General features: G+C 41.1%; 22 protein-coding genes and 1 pseudogene. 19 read left to right on the top strand and 4 right to left on the bottom strand.

What is annotated here, in order from left to right; all coding sequences use genetic code 11:
* The first annotated feature begins 21 nt into the window (after positions 1–21).
* From gspC to VOI46_RS15370, 13 genes and pseudogenes are all read left to right on the top strand, one after another.
* Positions 22–962 (top strand): annotated as a pseudogene (gspC, locus tag VOI46_RS15430) (type II secretion system protein GspC).
* A 23-nt stretch (positions 963–985) separates the two neighbouring features.
* Complete coding sequence (gene gspD, locus VOI46_RS15425; protein WP_054983939.1) at positions 986–3055, top strand: type II secretion system secretin GspD; 2070 nt, start codon at positions 986–988, stop codon at positions 3053–3055.
* The gene (gspE, locus tag VOI46_RS15420) at positions 3048–4616 is read left to right on the top strand and encodes a type II secretion system ATPase GspE (protein WP_282338480.1); all 1569 of its coding nucleotides are present in this window, start codon (positions 3048–3050) and stop codon (positions 4614–4616) included. The genes gspD and gspE overlap by 8 nt, the downstream gene beginning before the upstream one ends.
* Positions 4617–4618: 2 nt before the next feature.
* Positions 4619–5854 carry a type II secretion system inner membrane protein GspF gene (gspF, locus tag VOI46_RS15415; RefSeq protein WP_004588448.1) on the top strand — a complete coding sequence of 412 codons (1236 nt, stop codon included), beginning with the start codon at positions 4619–4621 and terminating at the stop codon, positions 5852–5854.
* Between the two features lie 79 nt (positions 5855–5933).
* Positions 5934–6356 (top strand): type II secretion system major pseudopilin GspG, encoded by a 423-nt coding sequence (gene gspG, locus VOI46_RS15410; RefSeq protein ID WP_004588447.1) that lies wholly within the window; start codon positions 5934–5936, stop codon positions 6354–6356.
* Positions 6357–6406: 50 nt separating this feature from the next.
* Entirely contained in the window at positions 6407–6991 is a 585-nt protein-coding gene (gspH, locus tag VOI46_RS15405; protein WP_004588446.1) for a type II secretion system minor pseudopilin GspH, read from the top strand.
* A 2-nt stretch (positions 6992–6993) separates the two neighbouring features.
* Positions 6994–7365, top strand: coding sequence for a type II secretion system minor pseudopilin GspI (gspI, locus tag VOI46_RS15400; RefSeq protein ID WP_004588445.1), 372 nt, complete (start codon positions 6994–6996; stop codon positions 7363–7365).
* Positions 7366–7368: 3 nt separating this feature from the next.
* Entirely contained in the window at positions 7369–7989 is a 621-nt protein-coding gene (gene gspJ, locus VOI46_RS15395; RefSeq protein ID WP_004588444.1) for a type II secretion system minor pseudopilin GspJ, read from the top strand.
* Complete coding sequence (gspK, locus tag VOI46_RS15390) at positions 7989–8975, top strand: type II secretion system minor pseudopilin GspK (RefSeq protein ID WP_024032552.1); 987 nt, start codon at positions 7989–7991, stop codon at positions 8973–8975. Before gspJ ends, gspK begins: the two co-directional genes overlap by 1 nt.
* Positions 8972–10180, top strand: coding sequence for a type II secretion system protein GspL (gene gspL / locus VOI46_RS15385; protein WP_282338485.1), 1209 nt, complete (start codon positions 8972–8974; stop codon positions 10178–10180). The genes gspK and gspL overlap by 4 nt, the downstream gene beginning before the upstream one ends.
* Entirely contained in the window at positions 10177–10650 is a 474-nt protein-coding gene (locus tag VOI46_RS15380) for a type II secretion system protein M (RefSeq protein WP_024032550.1), read from the top strand. The genes gspL and VOI46_RS15380 overlap by 4 nt, the downstream gene beginning before the upstream one ends.
* Positions 10651–10653: 3 nt before the next feature.
* Entirely contained in the window at positions 10654–11412 is a 759-nt protein-coding gene (locus tag VOI46_RS15375; protein ID WP_064387295.1) for a type II secretion system protein N, read from the top strand.
* Positions 11413–11430: 18 nt separating this feature from the next.
* A complete protein-coding gene (locus VOI46_RS15370; RefSeq protein WP_248452413.1) occupies positions 11431–12018 on the top strand; it encodes a UPF0149 family protein in 588 nt (195 codons plus the stop codon).
* 32 nt (positions 12019–12050) lie between these two features.
* Here VOI46_RS15370 and VOI46_RS15365 read toward each other — a convergent pair whose 3' ends face one another.
* Positions 12051–12257, bottom strand: a complete 207-nt coding sequence (locus tag VOI46_RS15365; protein WP_004588438.1) for a hypothetical protein — start codon at positions 12255–12257, stop codon at positions 12051–12053.
* On the bottom strand, positions 12257–12616 hold the full coding sequence (locus VOI46_RS15360) for a hypothetical protein (RefSeq protein WP_004588437.1): 360 nt from the start codon (positions 12614–12616) through the stop codon (positions 12257–12259). Before VOI46_RS15360 ends, VOI46_RS15365 begins: the two co-directional genes overlap by 1 nt.
* 288 nt (positions 12617–12904) lie before the next feature.
* Here VOI46_RS15360 and ccoG point away from each other — a divergent pair, with 288 nt between their 5' ends.
* From ccoG to VOI46_RS15340, 4 genes are read left to right on the top strand one after another with little or no spacing between them, the layout of a single operon-like run.
* A complete protein-coding gene (gene ccoG, locus VOI46_RS15355; protein ID WP_004588436.1) occupies positions 12905–14335 on the top strand; it encodes a cytochrome c oxidase accessory protein CcoG in 1431 nt (476 codons plus the stop codon).
* Between the two features lie 47 nt (positions 14336–14382).
* Positions 14383–15357, top strand: a complete 975-nt coding sequence (locus VOI46_RS15350; RefSeq protein ID WP_004588435.1) for a serine/threonine protein kinase — start codon at positions 14383–14385, stop codon at positions 15355–15357.
* Between the two features lie 34 nt (positions 15358–15391).
* A complete protein-coding gene (locus VOI46_RS15345; protein ID WP_004588434.1) occupies positions 15392–16015 on the top strand; it encodes a thiol:disulfide interchange protein DsbA/DsbL in 624 nt (207 codons plus the stop codon).
* A gap of 18 nt (positions 16016–16033) precedes the next feature.
* Positions 16034–16672: a thiol:disulfide interchange protein DsbA/DsbL gene (locus VOI46_RS15340; RefSeq protein WP_004588433.1), complete on the top strand. Its 639-nt coding sequence runs from the start codon at positions 16034–16036 to the stop codon at positions 16670–16672.
* Between the two features lie 66 nt (positions 16673–16738).
* Here the strand turns inward: VOI46_RS15340 and trmA are convergent, their stop codons facing one another.
* A complete protein-coding gene (gene trmA, locus VOI46_RS15335; RefSeq protein ID WP_004588432.1) occupies positions 16739–17836 on the bottom strand; it encodes a tRNA (uridine(54)-C5)-methyltransferase TrmA in 1098 nt (365 codons plus the stop codon).
* Between the two features lie 165 nt (positions 17837–18001).
* Between trmA and VOI46_RS15330 the strand changes: the two genes are divergently transcribed.
* Both VOI46_RS15330 and murI read left to right on the top strand, forming a co-directional pair.
* Positions 18002–19141 (top strand): DUF5610 domain-containing protein, encoded by a 1140-nt coding sequence (locus VOI46_RS15330; protein ID WP_004588431.1) that lies wholly within the window; start codon positions 18002–18004, stop codon positions 19139–19141.
* Positions 19142–19206: 65 nt separating this feature from the next.
* Entirely contained in the window at positions 19207–20004 is a 798-nt protein-coding gene (murI, locus tag VOI46_RS15325; RefSeq protein ID WP_039972318.1) for a glutamate racemase, read from the top strand.
* On the opposite strand, the gene VOI46_RS15320 is transcribed toward murI, so the two are convergent.
* Complete coding sequence (locus VOI46_RS15320; protein ID WP_004588429.1) at positions 19967–20446, bottom strand: hypothetical protein; 480 nt, start codon at positions 20444–20446, stop codon at positions 19967–19969. The two genes, murI and VOI46_RS15320, sit on opposite strands and share 38 nt — an antisense overlap.
* Between the last annotated feature and the right edge of the window lie 450 nt (positions 20447–20896).

Genomic DNA, 20896 nt, shown 5'->3' with positions numbered 1-20896 from the left:
AATTAAAATAAGAACATTATTATGGAACAGCAAATTCAACAGCTTAAACAATTTTTAACACGGCTACCCCATGCTAAATTAAGCGCAGTAGTTACGCTGTTAGTCGTTGTTTATCTTGCTTATTTACTCTCAAAATTAGTTTGGCTGGTATGGCCTCAACCGGTCTCTACACCGCTTACTCCATCTCACTATTCAGCCGCATCGAAGGCTTCTAGTACTACCTCAGTACAAAATATTATAGAGCAATTTTTATTTGGTAAAAAACTGTAACAAATAAAACCAATACTGCGCAGCAAAACGAAGTAATTAATAATGCGCCAGAAACACGCTTAAGTATTAATCTAACTGGTATTGTTGCTGTAAGTAACGACGACAAGGCAGGTATTGCTATTATTGAGTCACAGGGGCGACAAGTTAGTTACTTAGTTGAAGAGGTTGTACAAGGGACCCGTGCAGAGGTTGCGCAAATACTTCCCGATCGCGTTATTTTAAGTGTAAACGGGCGATTTGAAACGCTAATGCTAGATGGTCTCGACTTTAGTAAAAAAGTGTCTATGCCTGTCCTTGCCGCTCGCGAAGCACAAGACATGGGGCCGCAAAAAATAGAACAAAGCGAGTTGCAAATTAACGCAACCGCTGACCCAGATGTAAAAGAAGCAATAATAGAAACACGAGAAGAGCTACTAAGTGAGCCTGGTAAGTTATTTGATTATATTCGTGTTTCACAAGCAATGAGCGATGGCGAGTTAATCGGCTATCGCTTAAGCCCAGGTAAAGAGCCTGCTCTGTTTAAACAAATGGGCCTACAGAATAATGATTTAGCCGTGGCTATTAACGGCTACCAATTAACAGATTTACAACAGGCAATGGCAGCTATTAATGAGCTGCGTAATACCAGCGATGCCACAATTACGATAGAACGTGACGGTGAGCAAATCGATGTGCAATTTAGCCTGCAATAACTTAGCTTTGGAGTTTTAACATAATGGTTCAGGTGCTACACCTCAAAAAAATTAAAAAAGGGTTAGCTAAGTACGCAGCGCTTTTTTTAGCAGCCAGTATTTCGTTGTCGGTTTCAGCTGTTGAATATGCTGCAAACTTTAAAGGCACAGATATCAACGAGTTTATAAACATTGTTGGTAAAAACCTTAATAAAACAGTGATCATTGACCCAAATGTGCGCGGTAAAGTAAACGTACGCAGTTATGAGTTAATGGATGAAGCGCTGTACTACCAATTTTTCTTAAATGTACTCGAAGTGTATGGCTACTCAGCAGTAGAAATGGACAACGGTATTATCAAGATTGAAAAAAGCTCTGACGCTAAAAAATCAAATGTGCCGCTAATTACAGAAAACAGCGCTGCATCGGGCGATATGATGATCACCCGTGTGGTACGCGTTAAAAATGTAAGTGTTCAAGAGCTTGGCCCATTAGTGCGTCAATTTAGCGACCAAAAAGACGGTGGCCATGTAGCAAACTTTAATGCTGCCAATGTCATGATGCTTACTGGCCATGCAGCGTCGGTTAATCGCTTAGTAGAAATTATTCGCTCGGTAGATCAAGCCGGTGATAAGCGTGTAGATATTGTTAAGCTTAAATATGCAACAGCAGATGATGTAGTATCGGTTGTTGAAAATATTTACAAAGACAGCGGTAAAGGCAGCGTTCCTGAATTTTTGATCCCTAAGGTAGTTGCCGATGGCCGTACTAATAGCGTAATAGTAAGCGGTGAAGGGCAAGCCCGTACCCGTGCTATAGAACTAATTAAGCGCCTAGATGGCGAACTTGAAAGCCAAGGTAATACCAAAGTATTTTACTTAAACTACGCCAAAGCAGAGGATTTAGTAAAAGTACTGCAAGGCGTAAGTAAAACGCTTGCAGAAGATGGCCAAGGCACAAGTAAAACTCGCACAAACAATAAAAACGATGCCAGTATTGAAGCTCACCCTGACTCAAACTCATTAGTTATTACAGCACAGCCCGATACCATGCGCTCATTAGAGACCGTGATTGATAGGCTCGATATTCGCCGTGCGCAAGTACTTGTAGAAGCGATTATTGTTGAAGTAATGGAATCGGATGGCGTTAACTTAGGTACGCAATGGATTTCAGAAGATGGCGGTATGTTGCAGTTTAATAATGGCTCAACTGTGCCTGTAGGCTCATTAGCGGTTGCAGGTATTCAAGCGCAAGACACAACCACTACTCAAACAGTAATAGGCTCAGAAAGTGGCTTAGTTACCAGTTACGATGAAACGTCAGAAGGTGATTACACCGCGCTTGCTTCATTATTAAGCGGTGTTAATGGCTTAGCGTTTGGTCTAGTTAAAAACGACTGGGGTGCAATTATTCAGGCCGTTTCAACTGACACTAACTCAAACATACTTGCTACACCTTCAATTACCACCATGGATAACGAAGAAGCGTCGATGATAGTGGGTCAAGAAGTGCCCATTATTACTGGTTCGCAAACAGGCAGTAATAACGATAATCCATTTCAAACCATTGAACGCCAAGAGGTGGGTGTAAAACTAAAAGTAACCCCACAAATTAACGATGGCTCAGCAGTACAATTATTAATTGAACAAGAAGTATCGAGTGTAAGTGGTGCAACCGCTGTCGATATTTCTGTTAATAAGCGCGCCATTACCACAACCGTTATGGCTGATGATGGCGGTATGGTTGTGTTAGGCGGCTTAATTGATGAAGACGTACAAGAGAGTGTATCTAAGGTACCAATTTTAGGTGATATCCCAATTTTAGGTCACTTATTTAAGTCAACTAATACGACCAAACGTAAGCGTAATCTTATTGTATTTATTCGTCCAACGATTATTCGCGATGGCGTTAATATGAATAAGTTAAGCTTTAATAAGTATAACTTTATCCGTGGCGAGCAAATGAAAGAGAAAGAAGATGGTATAGAGCTTATGCCAAATTCAGATGTTCCTTTACTTCCATCTTGGGATGATGAGCTTATTCTGCCACCAACTTATGAAGAGCACTTAAAAGCATTGAGCTCTAAAGAACGTGCAGAGCGTGAAGATGACTAGCGCAATAGAACAAATAAACGAAGACGTGGTTCATCGTAGTGATGAAACACGCTCTGAGGAGTTACTTACAAGTAACGATTTAGTTGAATTACCTCCAAAGCGTTTACCTTTTTCGTATGCGCGCAGAGCGGGTGTACTGCTTAGTAAAAATAATGAACAGCAAATTGTGTATTACCGCGGCGAGCTAGATGTTGAAGTATTGCTAGAAGTGCGTCGCATTGCAGGTAAAGGCTTTACCCTAGAGCAATTAGCTGACGATAAATTTGAGTTACTATTAGAGGCTGCGTATCAGCGCGACAGCTCTGAAACACAACAAATGATGGAAGATATTGGTAATGAGGTCGATTTATTCTCCCTTGCCGATGAGCTCCCACAAACCGAAGACTTATTAGCCGGCGATGATGATGCGCCTATCATCAAACTAATCAACGCCATGTTAAGCGAAGCAATTAAAGAAGGTGCATCCGATATACATATCGAAACCTTTGAGCAAGAGCTCGTGATTCGCTTTAGGGTTGATGGCGTACTAAAAGAAGTGCTTAAACCTAATCGTAAGCTTGCCTCGTTATTAGTTTCGCGTATTAAGGTAATGGCGAAACTAGATATAGCAGAAAAACGTATTCCGCAAGATGGTCGTATTAGCCTGCGTATTGCAGGGCGTGCAGTAGATGTACGTGTATCTACCATGCCATCTAGCTTTGGTGAGCGTGTAGTACTGCGTTTACTTGATAAAAACAATGCCCGCTTAAACCTTGAAGATTTAGGCATGACACCAAAAAACCGAGAGTTGTTTGCTGATTTAATTAGTAAACCACACGGTATTATTTTGGTTACTGGCCCAACGGGTTCTGGTAAAAGTACCACCTTGTACGCCGGTATGAGCCAAATAAATTCTCGCGATCGTAATATTTTAACGGTAGAAGACCCAATAGAGTACGAAATTCCGGGGATTGGCCAAACACAAGTAAACACCAAAGTAGATATGACCTTTGCCCGCGGGCTTCGTGCAATATTACGTCAAGATCCCGATGTAGTAATGGTCGGTGAAATACGTGACCTTGAAACCGCGCAAATTGGCGTGCAAGCATCGCTTACAGGTCACTTAGTGATGTCTACGCTACACACCAATACCGCCTCGGGCGCAATTACCCGTATGGAAGACATGGGTGTAGAACCATTCTTGCTGTCATCGTCATTGTTAGGCGTGCTGTCGCAGCGCTTAGTACGTACTTTATGTAATAGCTGTAAAGAAGGTCACACTGCTGATGAACGTGAGTGTGAGCTGCTAGGAGTACCTTTTGATAGCGCACCTACAATTTACCGCGCAGTAGGCTGTGAAGAGTGTAACTTTAATGGTTACCGCGGCCGCACTGGTATTCATGAATTACTGGTGGTTGATGAAGAAATACGCGAAATGATCCACAGCGGTAAAGGCGAGCAAAGTGTTGAAAAATACATTCGCCAAAAAAGCCCAAGCATACGCCAAGATGGCTGTAGTCGCGTACTGGCAGGCAAAACAACCCTTGAAGAAATTCTACGCGTTACCCGTGAGGAAGCCTAACCATGGCGGCGTTTGAATACCGTGCCCTTGATGGCCGAGGGAAAGAACAAAAAGGCATTTTAGAAGCCGATACAGCTAAGCAAATTCGCCAAGCGCTGCGCGAAAAAAAACTTACGCCGCTTGAAGTTGTCCCTGCAGCAGAAGGGGAAAAACAAGTTAGTGGCGCAAAAACGCCGTTATTAAGTCGTTTTTTTAAACCCAGCGTATCAACCTCCGATTTAGCCCTTATTACGCGCCAGCTTGCTACGCTCATTCAATCGGCATTGCCAGTTGAAGGGGCTGTCATGGCGGTGGCAGAGCAATGTGAAAAGCCTCGCCTAAAACGTATGCTGATGTCGGTACGTTCAAAGGTAGTAGAGGGTTATACACTGGCCGATGGCATGAGTGAATTTCCACATGTATTTGACGATTTATACCGAGCCATGGTAGCCGCAGGTGAAAAATCAGGGCACCTTGACCAAGTATTAAATCGCCTTGCCGATTACACCGAACAGCGCCAACACATGCGCAGCCAAATTACTCAAGCCATGGTTTATCCTACCATTTTGGTTATTTTTGCTATTGGTATTGTTTCGGTTTTACTCGGTACTGTTGTGCCTAAAATTTTAAAAACCTTCGAAAAAACTAAGCAAGTACTGCCTTGGACAACCGAATGGGTTATGGCAGGCAGCCACTTTGTACAAAATTATTGGTTTATAAGTTTGTTAGTCATTACTGCGCTGGCAGTAGGCATTAAACATGCACTGAAACAACCTAAAATTCGCTTTTGGTGGGACGACCGCGTACTGCACATGCCTGGATTTGGTAAAGTAGCGCGGGGTATTAATACCGCGCGTTTTGCACGTACGCTCAGTATTTTATCGTCAAGCTCAGTACCACTACTTGAAGGCATGCGCATATCGGGTGGTGTATTAGCGAATAAAAAAATGAAAAAATCAGTGGCAGATGCTGCCGATAGAGTCAGTGAAGGTGCAAGCCTAAGAGCGGCTTTACAGCAAACCAAATTGTTTCCACCGATGATGCTGCACATGATCGCCAGCGGTGAAAAATCAGGTGAGTTAGAACAAATGTTAGAGCGCGCGGCTAATAACCAAGACCGTGAGTTTGAAAGCATGGTAAACGTATCATTAAAATTATTAGAGCCAGCAATGATTGCCTCAATGGCGGTGATTGTTTTGTTTATAGTAATGGCTATTTTACAGCCAATAATGGCAATGAATAAAGCGGTAGGACTTTAAGCTTTAAGGGGTTAGCTAAGTTAGTATTTACTTAGATGACGCCAAATTAAATTATGTTTTTGGAAAATGAGGTATTTACGTGAATAAACAATCAGGTTTTTCTTTACTCGAAGTAATGGTGGTATTGGTTATTATCGGGATGATTATGTCAATTGTGGCGCCTAATATTATGGGCCAACAAGAAGAAGCTGCTATCGATAAAGCACATCTAGATATTCAACAGCTTGAAGATGCAATGAGCTTATACAAGCTTAAAAATAAAAGCTACCCAAGCACAGAGCAAGGCTTAGAAGCATTGGTCAATAAAACCAGCATTGAGCCTATTCCTAAGCGTTTCCCTGATGGTGGTTTTGTAAATGAATTACCAGAAGATCCATGGGGTAACCCGTACCAGCTAATTAGCCCAGGTGAAATTGGCAAGTTTGATATTTTTTCAATGGGACCTGATGGCGAAGCCGGTACCGATGATGATATTGGCAACTGGAACGAAGACGAGCAATAAATGCGACTTAACCTAGCAGTATGGTTAAATACGATTGCACGAGGCTTACTATGCAAGTAAGCCTTAATCGTATGCGCGCCCACCACCGTGGGTTTAGCTTAATAGAAATTTTAGTGGTACTTACTATTATCGCATTTGCGACCAAAATGGTGGTATACAGCTTAGAAGGCGGTGCCGAAGATGAGCTTGATACACAAGCGCTTAGGCTGCATACCACCATTAACATGGCCTCTGAATTTGCTATTTTAAATCAAATAGAACTTGGCTTAATGGTTGAGGAAAACACCCTTGAGTTTTTAGTATTTGATGGCGAAAAATGGATTACCTTTGACCGCGAAGACCTTTACAAGCCCATTGAACTGGATGAACGGTTAAAGCTCACGCTCAATTTAGAAGATTTAGCCTGGTCACAAGAGAACTTACTTGAGCAAGCTAATTGGCGCGAGCTAATGAGCGGCGGCGATGACGATAGCTTATTAGAGCTTGAAAAACTAAAAATACCGCAAGTCCTTATTTTATCATCTGGCGAGGTCAGCGCCTTTCAGCTTATTGTTGAATTAAAAGAGCAAAGCGAGCCTGTGTATTACATTGAAGGGGAATTTACAGCCCCTGTTAATTTGCGAAAAGAGCCATAATAATGAGGCTAAATAAAGGCTTTACCTTACTCGAAGTGCTTGTGGCGTTAAGTATTTGTGCTATGGCTGGCATTGCAGCTATGCAAGCAATCGGCGAGCATATAAATCATTTAACAACACTTGAAGAGCAAACGTATGCATCGTGGGTGGCAGAAAATGTGTTGGTGGTGCAGCGTAGTAAAGGTAAAGACTGGCAGGCTAAAAATGGCGCGCGCGGCAGCGAAGTAATGGCGGGCGTTGAGTGGTTTTGGAAGCAAGAAATAGCAAAAACTGCAGACAAAAGCTTTGTAAAAGTGACCATAAATGTTTTTAGCGACGAAAAATACGAGCAATCGGTGTACGAGCTTTCAACTTATTTAAATAAAGGTAGCTAATAAGTGAAGCAGCGCGGATTTACATTAATCGAAGTATTAGTTGCTATGGCTATTTTAGCGGTGGTGATTATGGCTACTCACCAAATTTTAGACTCAACCACCAAAGCAAAAGAAGCGTCTGATGAAAAAATAGCGGAGCTTAACGGCCTACAAACCGCATTTAGGCTAATGGATCAAGACTTTAGCCAAATGACTCAGCGCACTGTACGTAACGAAGCCGGTGATGCGCAAGAGCAATACTTACTCGCAGGGCGTTATATATTAGAAAGCCAATACGATGGTATTGCGTTTGTACGCGATGGCTGGGTAAACCCAATTAATTTACTGCCTCGTTCTGAGTTACAAGCCGTAGGGTATAGAGTGCTTGATGACAATTTAGAGCGTGTATACAGAGTGTATGTAGATCAGCTTGATAATATGGAGCCGCGGGTACAAGTTGTTTTAAAAGGTATTGAAGAGCTTAAATTTGAATTTTTAGATGCCAACAACGAATGGCAAGAGCAATGGCAAATAAAAGCCTTACCTAAAGCGGTTGCGGTTACTTTACAACAAATTGAGGCAGAGCCTATTCGTCGTGTTTTTTTAGTACCCGGGCAGGGCAAAAACAGCGGGGAGAGTAATTAATGAATAAGCGCGAATCACGCGGTGCCGCATTAGTTATTGTGCTGTTTATTGTTGCACTGGCCGCGATATTAGCCGTAGAAATGAGTGCTAATTTAATGGTGCAGGTTCAAAAAAGCACTAACCTGCAAGGTCACCAACAAGCAAAGTGGTATGCCTACGGCGGTGAAGAGCTGGCAATAAAGGCACTAAAGTTAAGTAAAGACGATGATCCTGACAAAACCTCGTTAGATCAGGTTTGGGCCACGCAAGGCGACACCCAATACCCTGTAGATAACGGTACTCTAAGCGGTAAAATTACTGACTTACAGGCGTGTTTAAATTTAAATGCATTAGGGGAAGCGCCAGACCCAAACTCTACCAGCAAAACCAACCCTGCTCATAAAGCACTATTTGCATTATTAGAAAACATTGAAGATTTACCTGCCGAGGAAAGCGAAGAAGCAATGGCAGACAGTGTATTTGACTGGCTTGATGAAAACAGCATTACCTATCGTTCAGGCGCTGAAGAAGACGAGTATTTATCGCGTGATTACCCTTATATGAGCGCAAATAGTTTATTTGCATCACCTTCTGAGCTGCGTTTGGTAAAAGGCTTTAATCCGCTCGTAATGGAAAAGGTATTACCTTTTGTGTGTGTTATTCCGGGGTCTCCCTTATTATCGATTAACGTCAATACGTTACTTCCCGAACAGGCACTTATTTTAAGTGCCATGATTGACGAATTATCGTTATCGGGCGCAGAGGCCGTTATAGCAGCTCGCCCTGAAACCGGATTTGATAGCGTGGATGAATTTTTTTCCGAGGTACAGCAGCAAGGCGGTACAAATTTAGATTCGGTTAAAGAACTATTTAGTATTAACAGCGAATATTTTAAATTACAAACGCAGGCGACATTTGTCGATTTGCGTTTTTCGATGACCACATTACTTCATGCCAAAAATGGCGAAGTAACGATACTGGCGCGAAAATTTGGAGGCGTACAGTGACAGAAATACTGCTGATCCGCACGGGTCAAACAGAGCAAGATAAATTAAATTGGTTAATTTATTCACCACAAGAACAAGAAATAATTGCCAGTGGGGAATTAACCGATGCAAACCGTTTAAGTGAGCTAAGTGAAAAAGCGCAAACTCGCGAGGTAGTGGTATTACTGCCTAGCGATCAGGTGCAGCTTAAAACAGTGGCGTTGCCGACTAAGTGGAATCGTAAGTTAGAGCAAGCGTTGCCATACATGCTTGAAGAAGACATTGCGTGCGATATAGACGAGCTATTTGTCGCAATTGGCGAGCCCACTATGATTAATGAGCAGCATGCAATTAGAGTTGCCTTAACTGACCGCGAGTGGTTTGAGGCTTGGCTTGCTTTATTTTCAGAGCATAACTTGGCGGTATACACCATTTTACCTGATGCCCTGCTACTGCCTACAGCCGACGATGATACATTAACCGCCATAGAGCTTAATAATCAGTGGTTATTTAAAAGAGGCGATTGGCATATTAGTGCCGTTGAGAATAGCTGGCTAAGGGATTACTTAAGTGCACTTGGCGAGCCGAGCGTAAAGCACTATAGCCCAGCTAATCAGTTTCCTGAAAGTATTAACCTAATTTCGCAAGCAAGCGACTACGATTTACCATTGGCCTTATTTGCTAAACAACTTACCAGCGTTAAATTTAATTTACGCCAAGGTATGTACCAGCTTAAAAAGAAAAGTGCACTGTGGTGGGGTTATTGGAAAGGCGCAGCCATTATTACCGGTGTTGCTTTATTTGCTACCATTGCAATAAAGCTGGTTGAACTAAATCAACTTAACTCGCGTGTTGAGCTTGCTAAAGCCCAGCTAGTGGATAGATACCAAAAAGCATTCCCAGGAACTAAAGTACGTCCTAACTTAATTAAAAGCCAAATCAGGGGCGCGCTTAAAACCATTAATGGCGAAAGTGAAGCCGGGTTTTTAGATTTGACCAGCCAATTGGTTGGCGTGTTTTCGCAAGTAAGCGAATTTACGCCAGAAACCCTACGTTACGATAAACGCCGTAATGAGCTGCGAATACGCGCACGCGCAAAAGACTTTCAAACGTTTGGTAAAGTAAAAAGTATACTTGAGCAACAAGGGTTAACGGTTGAGCAAGGGTCGTTAAATAACGATGGCGATTTTGTAGTAGGCGAAATTAAACTGCGAGGTGCAGTATGAAAAAGCAAATAATGCAATACTGGCGCTCTTTAAAAGAGCAAGAGCAGCAATTGATTATGGTTGCTGGTGGTATATTTGTTGTTTTTGTTTTAGTAATGGGAATTTTTAGACCTCTAAATAACGCCATAGATAAAGCTAAAAAGTCGTACGTCACTCAGCAAGAGCTGCTCGTATGGGTTGATGAAAGCATAGTAAAGTTAAAAGCGGCGGGTAACACGCAGGCAATTAGCAATCAAAATATTAGCCAAGTGGTTAATTCAACGCGTAGTCGCTACCGTATTACTATTAGTAAAATGCAGCCTAACGATAACTCGTTACGTTTAACGCTTGATTCGGTAGAGTTTAATCAATTAATAGAATGGTTAGACGAACTGGTTAATCAGCATGGCTTAAGAGTAGAAAACCTTGATTTAAGCAAAGATGATAAATCAGGGTTTGTACGTGTAAGCCGCTTAGTACTAGAGAAGTAATTAATGAAAAAAATAATAATATTATCAGTGGTATTTTTTATTAGTTTTATTGTGTTTTGCATAATGAAATTACCAGCGGCCATTGCGTTAGACCTAGCTAAGCCGTACTTACCAAAGCAGCTTGAAATAGGGCAAACCGTAGGGAGTGTATGGCAAGGTCAAATGATGCAAGTGCGCTATCAAGACGAGCAGCTAAATAATGTACGCTGGGATATTGCTGGCTGGCAGTTATTTACGGGTAATTTAAATGCTAACTTAAAATTTGGTAATCCGCGTGAGCGTAGCGATATTTCGGGCTATGCTGATGTGAATTACGGATTATTTAATAATGTGGTTAAAGTTACCGATGGTATAATTCGCTCGACCGTAGAGCGTGCCATGCAACGTATTGCACTACCTATACCAGCTACGGCTAAAGGTCGAGTCATTTTAGAGCTTAACGAGTACACCTCAGGTGTGCCTTATTGTGAGTCATTAAAAGGCGAGATTGCCAGCCCAAATATAGATGTTAAAGGCTTTAATGGCTGGTTTAATATAGGGCCACTGAGTGGCATGTTAAGCTGTAAGTCGGGCGATATAGCTATTTTGGTCGACCCAGATAACACGTTAGGTCTTGAAGCCGACGCAACACTTAAAGCTAACTTTGACTTTAAAGTAGCAGGCTATGTTAAACCTGATGCCAGCTTACCAAAAGATGTACACGACGCGGTTAAGTTTTTAGGCCGCCCCGATGCACAGGGCCGCTACCCACTAAATTTTTAATGTAATAAAAGAGATTTAATGCAATTACCACAGTATAACGAACAACACGCACAGCAATTAAGTGCATTTTTAAGTACTCAACCTCAGGCTATGTCATTAACACAAAGCCAAGGCTATCTATTTGGGGTTATTTGTTCGCCAAGCCCATTAGAAGTTCACCAGTGGTTAGCGCATATTGTGCCTAATACGGCTAACGATTTAGACGAAGAAATACTGTTTTTATTTATGGCGTTATACCATCAAATTAGTGAGCAAGTATTTGAAACCGGTTACAAGTTACCCGCCAATTTTGACCTAGACTATACCCAAGCGTGGAGTGAAGGTTTTTTACGTGCTACTCAAGAATACGCACAACCTCTATTAACAGCTCCCGCTTTAGAGCCTCAGTACAAAGAAGCGCTAGAGAGTGCGCTAAGTACGCTTAGCTTTTTTGCTGTTGATGAGCAAACAAGAGTGCAAATTGCGCAGCAAAATAGCATGACACTCGAAGCCTTATATCAGTATCAGTACGAATCAATGGGCGACTTTGCATTAGGTTTTGCCGAGCTTATTGAGGTGGTAGCCATAAACAGTGGGCTGATTACAGATGAAGGGTGGGAAGAGTAGCCTTTAGGTATATTAAACGGCGCTTAGAATAATTAAGCGCCAAGTTCTAAAATAATATCAGTGCAGCCTTTTTTACACTTAACAACGCCTTTACCCGGCTCGCTGGTGGCTAAATCGAGTGTTAACACCTCGCCGCACTGCTCACAATGCAAGGTTTTTCCTTGCGATAGCTTTTTAAGTATTGTGCGCTGTTTATGAAAAGAGTCACTCGCTTTTTTGTTTAACTGCGAAAAATCCACTACTTAGCTCTCTTTTGTTCTAATGCATCCGATACAATTTTACACACTGTATTTAAACGCTCTTCGTAAAAATATAAATTTAGGTCGCGCTCGCGGCAATAACGTAAATGAAATAACTGCACTGAATCATCAGTGGTAAAGGTTTTTTCAATATATTCGTGCTCAGATTCAGAGAGCTTTAACGCACTGCTAATACGGTTTTTAGCCATATTGGCTGCTGGGCTACGGTTTATTTTGCTCGCATCACTTAAAAAACCCACACCTTCACCTAATAGCTTTTCGCGGGGCTCTTTAACTAGTGGGTGATCAATAGTAAAAAACGCAAGGATCAGAATGACCAATATAATAAACTTTTTCATGAATGCGTAAACCTTGATCTTAATGGGGTAAATTTAGCAAGCAGTGTAATAAACTGCATTTTAAAAGCAAGTAACTGAGATGAATAAATTATTAGCAATCTATACCTGTAATTTTAGCCAGTATTGTTATAATAGCCAACAGCAGTTAGATATTTCTGAAATATCTGAAAGTATTCAAGCAGCTGATTATTTAAACTAATCACACTTACCATTAACGAACTACAGTTACAGTATAGAATACGCACATATTGCTACGTTTTTATTTCCAAGCGGCGTTGAGGAACTTCGATGGACAAGCAAATTAAAGTAAAGAATATACCTGCAGACGTTAAAATCCAACAACCGGATTTAAGCCGTCAAGACGACAGGTTTAACCCACGTAACCGAATTTATGTTCGCGCAGTAAAAGGGCTTCATCAGTTACTTAGACAGCGTATAGGCTTTTTAGGCATGCTTGCCTTTATGCTCTTGCCTTGGATAAATTTTAATGGCCAGCAAGCTGTGTTATTTGATTTAGTTGGCCAAAAGTACAATATTTTTGGGCTAACGCTGTGGCCGCAAGATTTCACTATATTAGCCTTTATATTTATGTTGGCCGCGTTTGCACTCTTTTTGGTTACTACCTTTTATGGCCGAGTATGGTGTGGCTATACCTGCCCGCAAACTGTATGGACCTTTATATTTATTTGGTTTGAAGAAAAGTTTGAAGGCACAGCGAATCAGCGTAAAAAGCTAGATCAACGCCCGATGGACTTTGATAAGTTTTGGCGAAAAACAGCAAAGCACACCAGTTGGGTTTTATTTGCCTTATATACGGCGATTTCGTTTGTCGGATACTTTACGCCTATCCGTGAATTACTCCCTGACTTTGTGACCTTTAATGTAGGTGGTTACGCGCTGGTAAGTATTATTTTCTTTGCTGCTTGTACTTACGCTAACGCAGGGTGGATGCGTGAAATTATGTGTTTACACATTTGCCCCTATTCACGTTTTCAATCAGCTATGTTTGATAAAGACACTTACACCGTAACGTACGATGAAAAACGCGGCGAAAGCCGAGGCCCACGTTCGCGTAAAATTGCCCACGAAGATTTAGAAATGGGCGATTGTATAGACTGTAACTTGTGTGTACAGGTGTGCCCTACAGGGATAGATATTCGTAATGGTTTGCAAGCCGAGTGTATAAACTGTGGTGCATGTATTGATGCCTGCGATGGTGTAATGGATAAAATGGATTACCCGCGGGGTCTTATTTCTTATACTACAGAGCGTAATCTCGAAACACCTGAAAATAAAACCAACCCACTGCGAGCTAAAATCATAGGTTACACGGTCATACTGGTGGTGCTTACCAGTGCGCTGGTGGCTAACATTGCATTTAGAAAGCCTATGGACTTTGACATAATACGAGACCGTAACCAACTGTATCGAGTTGACTTTAATGGCTTGGTAGAAAACACCTATACATTAAAAGTAATCAACAAGGCGCAGTACGAGCAAACCTTTAATATTGATGTTCAAGGCCTTGAAAACTTTAAGTACATTGGCAAGCAAACATTTACAGTGCAAGCAGGGCAATCGCATAATGTGCCACTGTCACTTGTGATGGACCCGTATGATTTAAAAGCGCCAATGACGGAGTTTAACTTTGTACTTTCACCGGTTAATGACCCCGATGAAAGCATATCGCAACCGAGTAACTTTTTTAAAGCGCGATAAACACACTAACAAAAGCGGGGTAACCCGCTTTTTACATTAAGAAGCCCATGAGTAAATTTAGTTTTGAAGATTTAACGCCCGACTTAATTCTCGATGCAATAGAAAGCGTTGGTATATATGCAGAGTCAGGTTTATTAGCACTTAATAGCTACGAAAACAGAGTCTACCAATTTAAGGCGGAAGATGGCCTGCGCTACGTTGTTAAGTTTTACCGACCAGAGCGCTGGAGCAAAGCGCAAATACAAGAAGAGCACGACTTTGCATTTGAATTAGCCGAGGCCGAAGTACCCGTTGTTGCACCCATTAAGCACAACGGAGAAAGCTTGTTTGAACATCAAGGCTATTTGTTTGTGTTGTTTCCAAGCGTAGGCGGTCGTTTATTTGAAGTGGATAATTTAGATCAGCTCGATGTAATGGGGCGATTAATTGGCCGTATGCACCAAGTTGCTAAAACCAAACCATTTGCGCACAGACCCACTTTTAGCTGCGAGGAATATTTGCATACAGCTAAAGTTCATCTGCAAAAAAGTAATTTGGTACCTATGGGGATCAGCACGGCTTTTTACACCATATTGGACTTGGTTATTGAACAAGCGCAAGCACAGTATAAAAATGTGCAAGGGATCCGTTTACATGGTGATTGCCACGCAGGTAACATTTTGTGGGCAGGCGAAGCACTTATGTTTGTTGATTTAGATGACGCTCGTCAGGGGCCGGCCATTCAAGATTTATGGATGATGCTCAGTGGCGATAGGGCTACGCAACTGTTACAGTTAGACACCCTTGTAAATGCGTATGAAGAATTTTGTGATTTTGACCACACTCAACTCAAATTGATTGAACCGCTGCGAGCGATGCGTATTATTCACTACATGGGATGGGTAGCTAAACGATGGAGTGATCCTGCTTTTGTACGGAACTTTTCATGGTTTGCAGATGACAAATACTGGGAGCAACAAATTTTAGCGCTAAAAGAGCAACTTGCAGCATTGCAAGAAGCACCGCTTAAGTTATTGCCATAATATTTTATTTAAAGATAAGTACAACGAGATACCAATGCTTAAAAAATTGAAACTGAGTTTATTACTTTTATGTTTACCATTTGCAGCACTTGCTGCAAAGTTTGAAGCCGATAACCAATATACAGTTATTGATGTAGATAAAAGCGCAGAGCCACAGGTAACTGAGTTTTTCTCGTTCTATTGCGGCCACTGTTTTAAATTTGAGCCTGTTGCAAAGGCAATTGAAAAAAGCCTACCTGAGGGCACTGAATTTATAAAAAATCACGTTAACTTTTTAGGCGGTGTATCACCACAGGCGCAAAGCAACTTAAGCTACGCCTACTTAATCGGTAAAAAGCACGGTCAAGCACAAAGTATCAGCGACCAAATTTTTAAAAGTATTCATGTACAGCGCGCACCTTTAACGCAAATGAAAGACGTTAAAAAGTTGCTTGAAGTTAATGGTATCGATAGTGCAACGTTTGATCAAGACATTGCCAGCATGCCAATTATTTCAGCTGAGCGTGCAATGCAAGATAAGCAAAACAAATATTCAAAACTAGGTGCGCTAACCGGTGTGCCTACCTTTATCGTAAACGATAAATATAAAATAAACATTAACACCATTAATAACCAGCAAGAACTGAATGAGTTAGTTGCTTTTTTACTAACACTTTAATCTCGGAGAACAATAACAATGATCAAATTAGTTAAAGCAGGTTTACTTGCATTACTACTGCCTATGGCTGCGAGCAGTGTAGCCGCCACTTATGAAGAAGGCGTACATTACGATGTAGTGGCTGAGCGCGCGACTAAAAAGCCAGAAGTAAAAGAGTTTTTCTCATTTTATTGCCCTGCTTGTAATAACATGGAAGCGTTAATTGGTGAGTTTAAGCCAAAGCTAGACAAAGACGTTAAATTTAAAAAGAGCCATGTTGATTTTGTCGGTGTTCGCGATCCAGAAAACCAACAAATGATGAGCCAAGCGCTAGCAACCGCGGAAGTACTTCCGCAAAAAGATAAAATTGTTGCGGCTATTTTTAATCACATTCACACTAAGCGCGCTAAATTTAACGAGCTTGCAGATGTAAAAGATGTATTTGTAGCGCAAGGTGTTGATGGCGATAAGTTTGATAAACTATACAAAAGCTTCTCGGTACGTACATTAAGCTCTAAAATGAAGCGTGACCAAAATTACTTTAAAGAAAAAGGCGCGCTACGTGGCGTACCAACCTTTATCGTAAATGGTAAATACAAATTAAACCTAGGCCGTGAATCTGGTATTACCGCGCCAGAAGATATTAGTAAATTAATTAACTATTTAGCGAACAAGTAAGGTTTGCTAAAACAAAAAAAGCTCCGTAAGGAGCTTTTTTTATGGAAGTGATTTAAATTTAACTCACTATTTTCTTTGTAAGAAAACACCCGATTCTATGTGATGTGTATAAGGGAACTGATCAAATATCGCAAAGCGCTTAACATTATGAGTACGGGTTAAATGATCTAAATCGCGCTCAAGCGTTTCTGGGTTGCACGATATATAAATAATGTTCTCGTAGTTGGCCACTAAGTCACAGGTAAGGGTATCCATACCTGCGCGTGGAGGGTCGACTAAAATAGTTTGGCAATCGTAGCTTTTTAAATCTATCCCCTCTAAACGCGAAAAGGTACGTTCGCCATTCATTGCCTGGGTAAACTCTTCACTCGACATACGAATTATATCTAAGTTATCTACCTTATTTTTAGCAATGTTGTATTGCGCTGAATGCACAGAAGACTTAGATATTTCAGTAGCCAATACGCGATTAAACGAACCCGCCAATGCAATAGAGAAATTACCATTACCACAGTAAAGTTCCAGCAGGTCATTACTCAGTGGTTTACATAAGTCTTGTGCCCACTCCAGCATTTTTATATTCACTTTAGCATTAGGTTGCGTAAAGCTATTTTCTACTTGTTGATAAATAAGCTCCTGGCCGTTTACGGTTAAACACTCAGTAACAAAATCATTGCCTAGTACTTCTTTTTGTTTGCGAGCACGACCGATAAAGTCAATGTTGTATTTGCTGCTCAGTTTTTCTTTCAGGGCTTTTATTTCAGTTAGCCACTGCTCATCGAGTGGTTTGTGATAAAGCAAGCTTACTAAAATCTCGCCACTTAATGACGATAAATAATCGATTTGAAACAGCTTACGACGTAATACTTCACACGACTTTAAATTATCAATCATCACCTGCATAACTTCACCAACTAATGGCGCGGCAGGGTCAAAGGTGTCGACGCGAATTTTTTCTTTCGTGGCCTGATCAAACATAATATGAAATAGATCATCCCCATCGTGCCATACTCTAAATTCAGCACGTTGGCGGTAGTTAATTGGCTCTGAGCTAAACACCTCTAACGCTTGCACACCAAATCGCTTAAATTGCGACGTAATACGCTGCTCTTTTTCATTTAGCTGCGTATCGTACTGTGTGGTATCTATTTTAATCACTGCCATTAATGCTACTACCTTATCTATGAGATCTATTTATCGGCGCTATTGTAGGGAGCGAGCAGTATTTGTCTAGTTTTGCTGATAATAAAGTTGCTGTTTTTTTAAACATGCACTTTAGTTTTGTCACTATTAGCCGATAATAAGCTAAGTACGTAACGGAGGTGGATCATGAAAATCGGTAATTATGGCTATACGCCAAACAACAACGTAAACAAATTCAATAATAAAGAGGCGCTACAGCAGCCAACAATCCAATCTCCGCAAGAAAGTTCATTACAGCGAGGCAGAGAACTTGCTGCAAAAGTGCTTGGCGACAAAATGGCAGAGCAGCTAGGTTTACCTGTTGAGCAAAAACAAGCCGATAAACCTTTATTCGATTTTGATGAAATAGTAAAAAATGTACTCGACTTCGTATCTGGCGCAGTTAATAAAGCCAAAGCCAATGGTGCCGATGACGATAAATTAAAAAATATGTTAGATGATGCGCGCACAGGTGTTCAAACCGGTATAGACGAAGCGGTTGATGAGCTAAAAGGCACCGGTGTATTTAACGAAGAAATGCAAGAGGGCATCGACAAGTCAAAAGAAGGCATTATTGAGGGGCTTGATGAGTTTGAGCAAACCCTATTTAACCCACAAGCGGCCAGTGTTAGCGTAAGCCAAGCACAATATGTAAGTATGAGCAGCAATGCCGAGTATAAGTTTACAACGGCCGAAGGTGATGAGGTCAGTATTAGCTTTGCTGATGCATATGAGTCTCAAACAGCGAGCGGGTATCAACAAAGCAATAACAGCGAATCGTTTGCCAGCTCGTCGTCGCAATCTAGAGAGCTGTCATTTTCAATGTCAGTTAATGGTGATTTAAACGAACAAGAGCAAGATGCTATTAATGCCATGATGGAAGAGCTACAAGGTGTAAGTAAAACATTCTTTAGTGGTGATTTGGATGAAGCATTTGAAAAAGCACAAGAGCTGAGCTTAGGCAGTGAGCAACTTGTTGCATTTTCAATGGATCTTCGCCAAACGAAAACAGTCGCTACCGTTAAAAGTTATGAGCAATATCAGCCAAACCCAACAAAAGAAGTAGCCGATGCGATCGCGCCTTTTAATGACGATCTAAAAAATGCATTTGATAAAGCATCGCAACTAGGCCTAGAAGATCAGCTTGCCGGTATTATAGAGTGGCTCAACCAAGATCAAGCCGCAGTCGATCAGCTAGTTGATTACACCCAGGCAATGTTTGAAAACCTAAACCAATTAAATTCAGCGGGCGATGCACTCGACGCGCTAAAGTCTGAGCAAAGCTAAACTACTTTCTTTTATAAATACCTCATGGCAAACTGCCGTTCTTAATAAACAGTAGGAACCAAAGTTTGTCAGCCCACATAATGGTATTTGATTCAGGTATAGGTGGCACCACCGTGCTTGAGCATATTCAAAAGCGTATTCCAGATGCACAGTACAGCTACTTTATGGATAATGCGTTACTCCCTTATGGCGCGCAAACCCAGCAAACTATTATAGGGCGTTTATGCTCACTCATTTATTTTATTGAGCAAAACGCGCTTAATGTCGACCTTATTGTTATAGCCTGCAATACAGCCTCTACATCAGCCTTGAGTGAAGTACGCAAAATTACATCAATACCTATTGTCGGCGTAGTGCCAGCAATAAAGCCTGCTGCTGAAGTAACTCGCAAAAAGCACATCGGCTTATTGGCAACCCCCGCCACAGTTGCAAGCCCCTATACTCATACATTAATAAAAGAGCATGCAAGCAACGTAACAGTGAGTTTATATAGCAGTGTTGAGCTGGTGGCATTGGCAGAGCAGTTATTTTTCACTCAGCAGCTAGATACACTCAAACTGCATAAAGAGCTTACGCGTTTGCGCATTAACTCAGATATAGATGTACTTGTACTAGGTTGTACACATTTCCCAATTCTTAGCGATGCTATACAAGCGTACTTTAATAACGCAGTGCAATTACTCGATTCAGGCGCGGCCATTGCTAGCAGAGTAAACTACCTACTAGAGCAGCATAACTTTGGAAATAAATTTACAGACAAAAAAAAGCCGCTGCAATATTATGCAACGGCTGATGTTTTGAGTAATAAGCTAGCTATAAAGCACGTTACACTGATTGATCCGTCTCAGTGCGTAAAGAGCTAGAATCATCTTCTTGTTTTTGTTTTGCCTCACGTACTTTTAAAGTACGCTGTTGGAACTCACTATCGTTTAACTTAGCAATTGCATTGTCTGCATCTGCCTGTGCCATTTCAACAAAACCAAAGCCACGACGTTTGCCAGTATTTTTATCCTTTAATAGGCGCACGTTGAAAACTTTACCTTGTTCTTCAAACAAAGCGCGAACAACACCTTCATTTGCACGATAAGGAAGATTACCAACATAAAGTGTTTTTGTTTTAACTTCAGCTTCTTCACCACCTTCCGATGATATTGCAGCAATAGCAATCCCACCAATTAATAAACCAGCACCAAATAGCAATGCTGGGCTTAAAGCTAAGCTGCCTAAAGCAAACTCAACAATAACAAAACCAACTACAGCAAGAATAACAGAGAAGATAAAAGATTTTTGATCGGGTAATTTCATTTTAGATCTACCAATAAACAGGAAATAAACATTAATTTAACATTGTGAACTTGCTATCTTAACGTCTTAAACGAACATAGCAATGAAATTTATATTAAATAATAAAAATCAGTATAAAAAAGCATCATCTTAGCCAGTGATTTAGCTAGTTTTACGCTGTTTTGCTCTATTTTTGTTCGAACAGTAAAAAGATCTAAAAAAAGGGTTGATCTGTTTTCGGATCTCCCTATAATGCGACCCCACTGAGACGGGGAACGCCAACGCATAGCGAAGCACGAGCTGCTCACAGAGTTAAGTAAAACTTCGGTTTTAAATCTTCTAAAAAGAAAGTTTGAAATTAAGTGTTGACTCGAAAAATAAAGGATGTATTATACGCATCCCTAGCGACAACGTCGCAACGTTCTTTAACAATATAAAGCAATCATCTGTGTGGGCACTCGTACAGATTGA

Source organism: Pseudoalteromonas sp. CuT4-3, from assembly GCF_035666335.1.
Taxonomy (GTDB): Bacteria; Pseudomonadota; Gammaproteobacteria; order Enterobacterales; family Alteromonadaceae; genus Pseudoalteromonas; species Pseudoalteromonas atlantica.
The sequence above is the reverse complement of the archived record's forward strand: the minus strand, read 5'-3'. Positions and strand labels throughout refer to the sequence as shown.

Bases quoted from the DNA above. Each gene is read 5' to 3' on its own strand.
- trmA (WP_004588432.1), bottom strand. From the start codon at position 17,836: ATGGCAGTGATTAAAATAGATACCACACAGTACGATACGCAGCTAAAT.
- VOI46_RS15350 (WP_004588435.1), top strand. From the start codon at position 14,383: ATGAGTAAATTTAGTTTTGAAGATTTAACGCCCGACTTAATTCTCGAT.
- gspD (WP_054983939.1), top strand. From the start codon at position 986: ATGGTTCAGGTGCTACACCTCAAAAAAATTAAAAAAGGGTTAGCTAAG.
- VOI46_RS15360 (WP_004588437.1), bottom strand. From the start codon at position 12,616: ATGAAAAAGTTTATTATATTGGTCATTCTGATCCTTGCGTTTTTTACT.
- gspE (WP_282338480.1), top strand. From the start codon at position 3,048: ATGACTAGCGCAATAGAACAAATAAACGAAGACGTGGTTCATCGTAGT.
- VOI46_RS15330 (WP_004588431.1), top strand. From the start codon at position 18,002: ATGAAAATCGGTAATTATGGCTATACGCCAAACAACAACGTAAACAAA.
- gspH (WP_004588446.1), top strand. From the start codon at position 6,407: ATGCAAGTAAGCCTTAATCGTATGCGCGCCCACCACCGTGGGTTTAGC.
- VOI46_RS15340 (WP_004588433.1), top strand. From the start codon at position 16,034: ATGATCAAATTAGTTAAAGCAGGTTTACTTGCATTACTACTGCCTATG.
- gspI (WP_004588445.1), top strand. From the start codon at position 6,994: ATGAGGCTAAATAAAGGCTTTACCTTACTCGAAGTGCTTGTGGCGTTA.
- VOI46_RS15375 (WP_064387295.1), top strand. From the start codon at position 10,654: ATGAAAAAAATAATAATATTATCAGTGGTATTTTTTATTAGTTTTATT.
- VOI46_RS15345 (WP_004588434.1), top strand. From the start codon at position 15,392: ATGCTTAAAAAATTGAAACTGAGTTTATTACTTTTATGTTTACCATTT.
- gspK (WP_024032552.1), top strand. From the start codon at position 7,989: ATGAATAAGCGCGAATCACGCGGTGCCGCATTAGTTATTGTGCTGTTT.
- VOI46_RS15380 (WP_024032550.1), top strand. From the start codon at position 10,177: ATGAAAAAGCAAATAATGCAATACTGGCGCTCTTTAAAAGAGCAAGAG.
- VOI46_RS15370 (WP_248452413.1), top strand. From the start codon at position 11,431: ATGCAATTACCACAGTATAACGAACAACACGCACAGCAATTAAGTGCA.
- gspF (WP_004588448.1), top strand. From the start codon at position 4,619: ATGGCGGCGTTTGAATACCGTGCCCTTGATGGCCGAGGGAAAGAACAA.
- VOI46_RS15320 (WP_004588429.1), bottom strand. From the start codon at position 20,446: ATGAAATTACCCGATCAAAAATCTTTTATCTTCTCTGTTATTCTTGCT.
- ccoG (WP_004588436.1), top strand. From the start codon at position 12,905: ATGGACAAGCAAATTAAAGTAAAGAATATACCTGCAGACGTTAAAATC.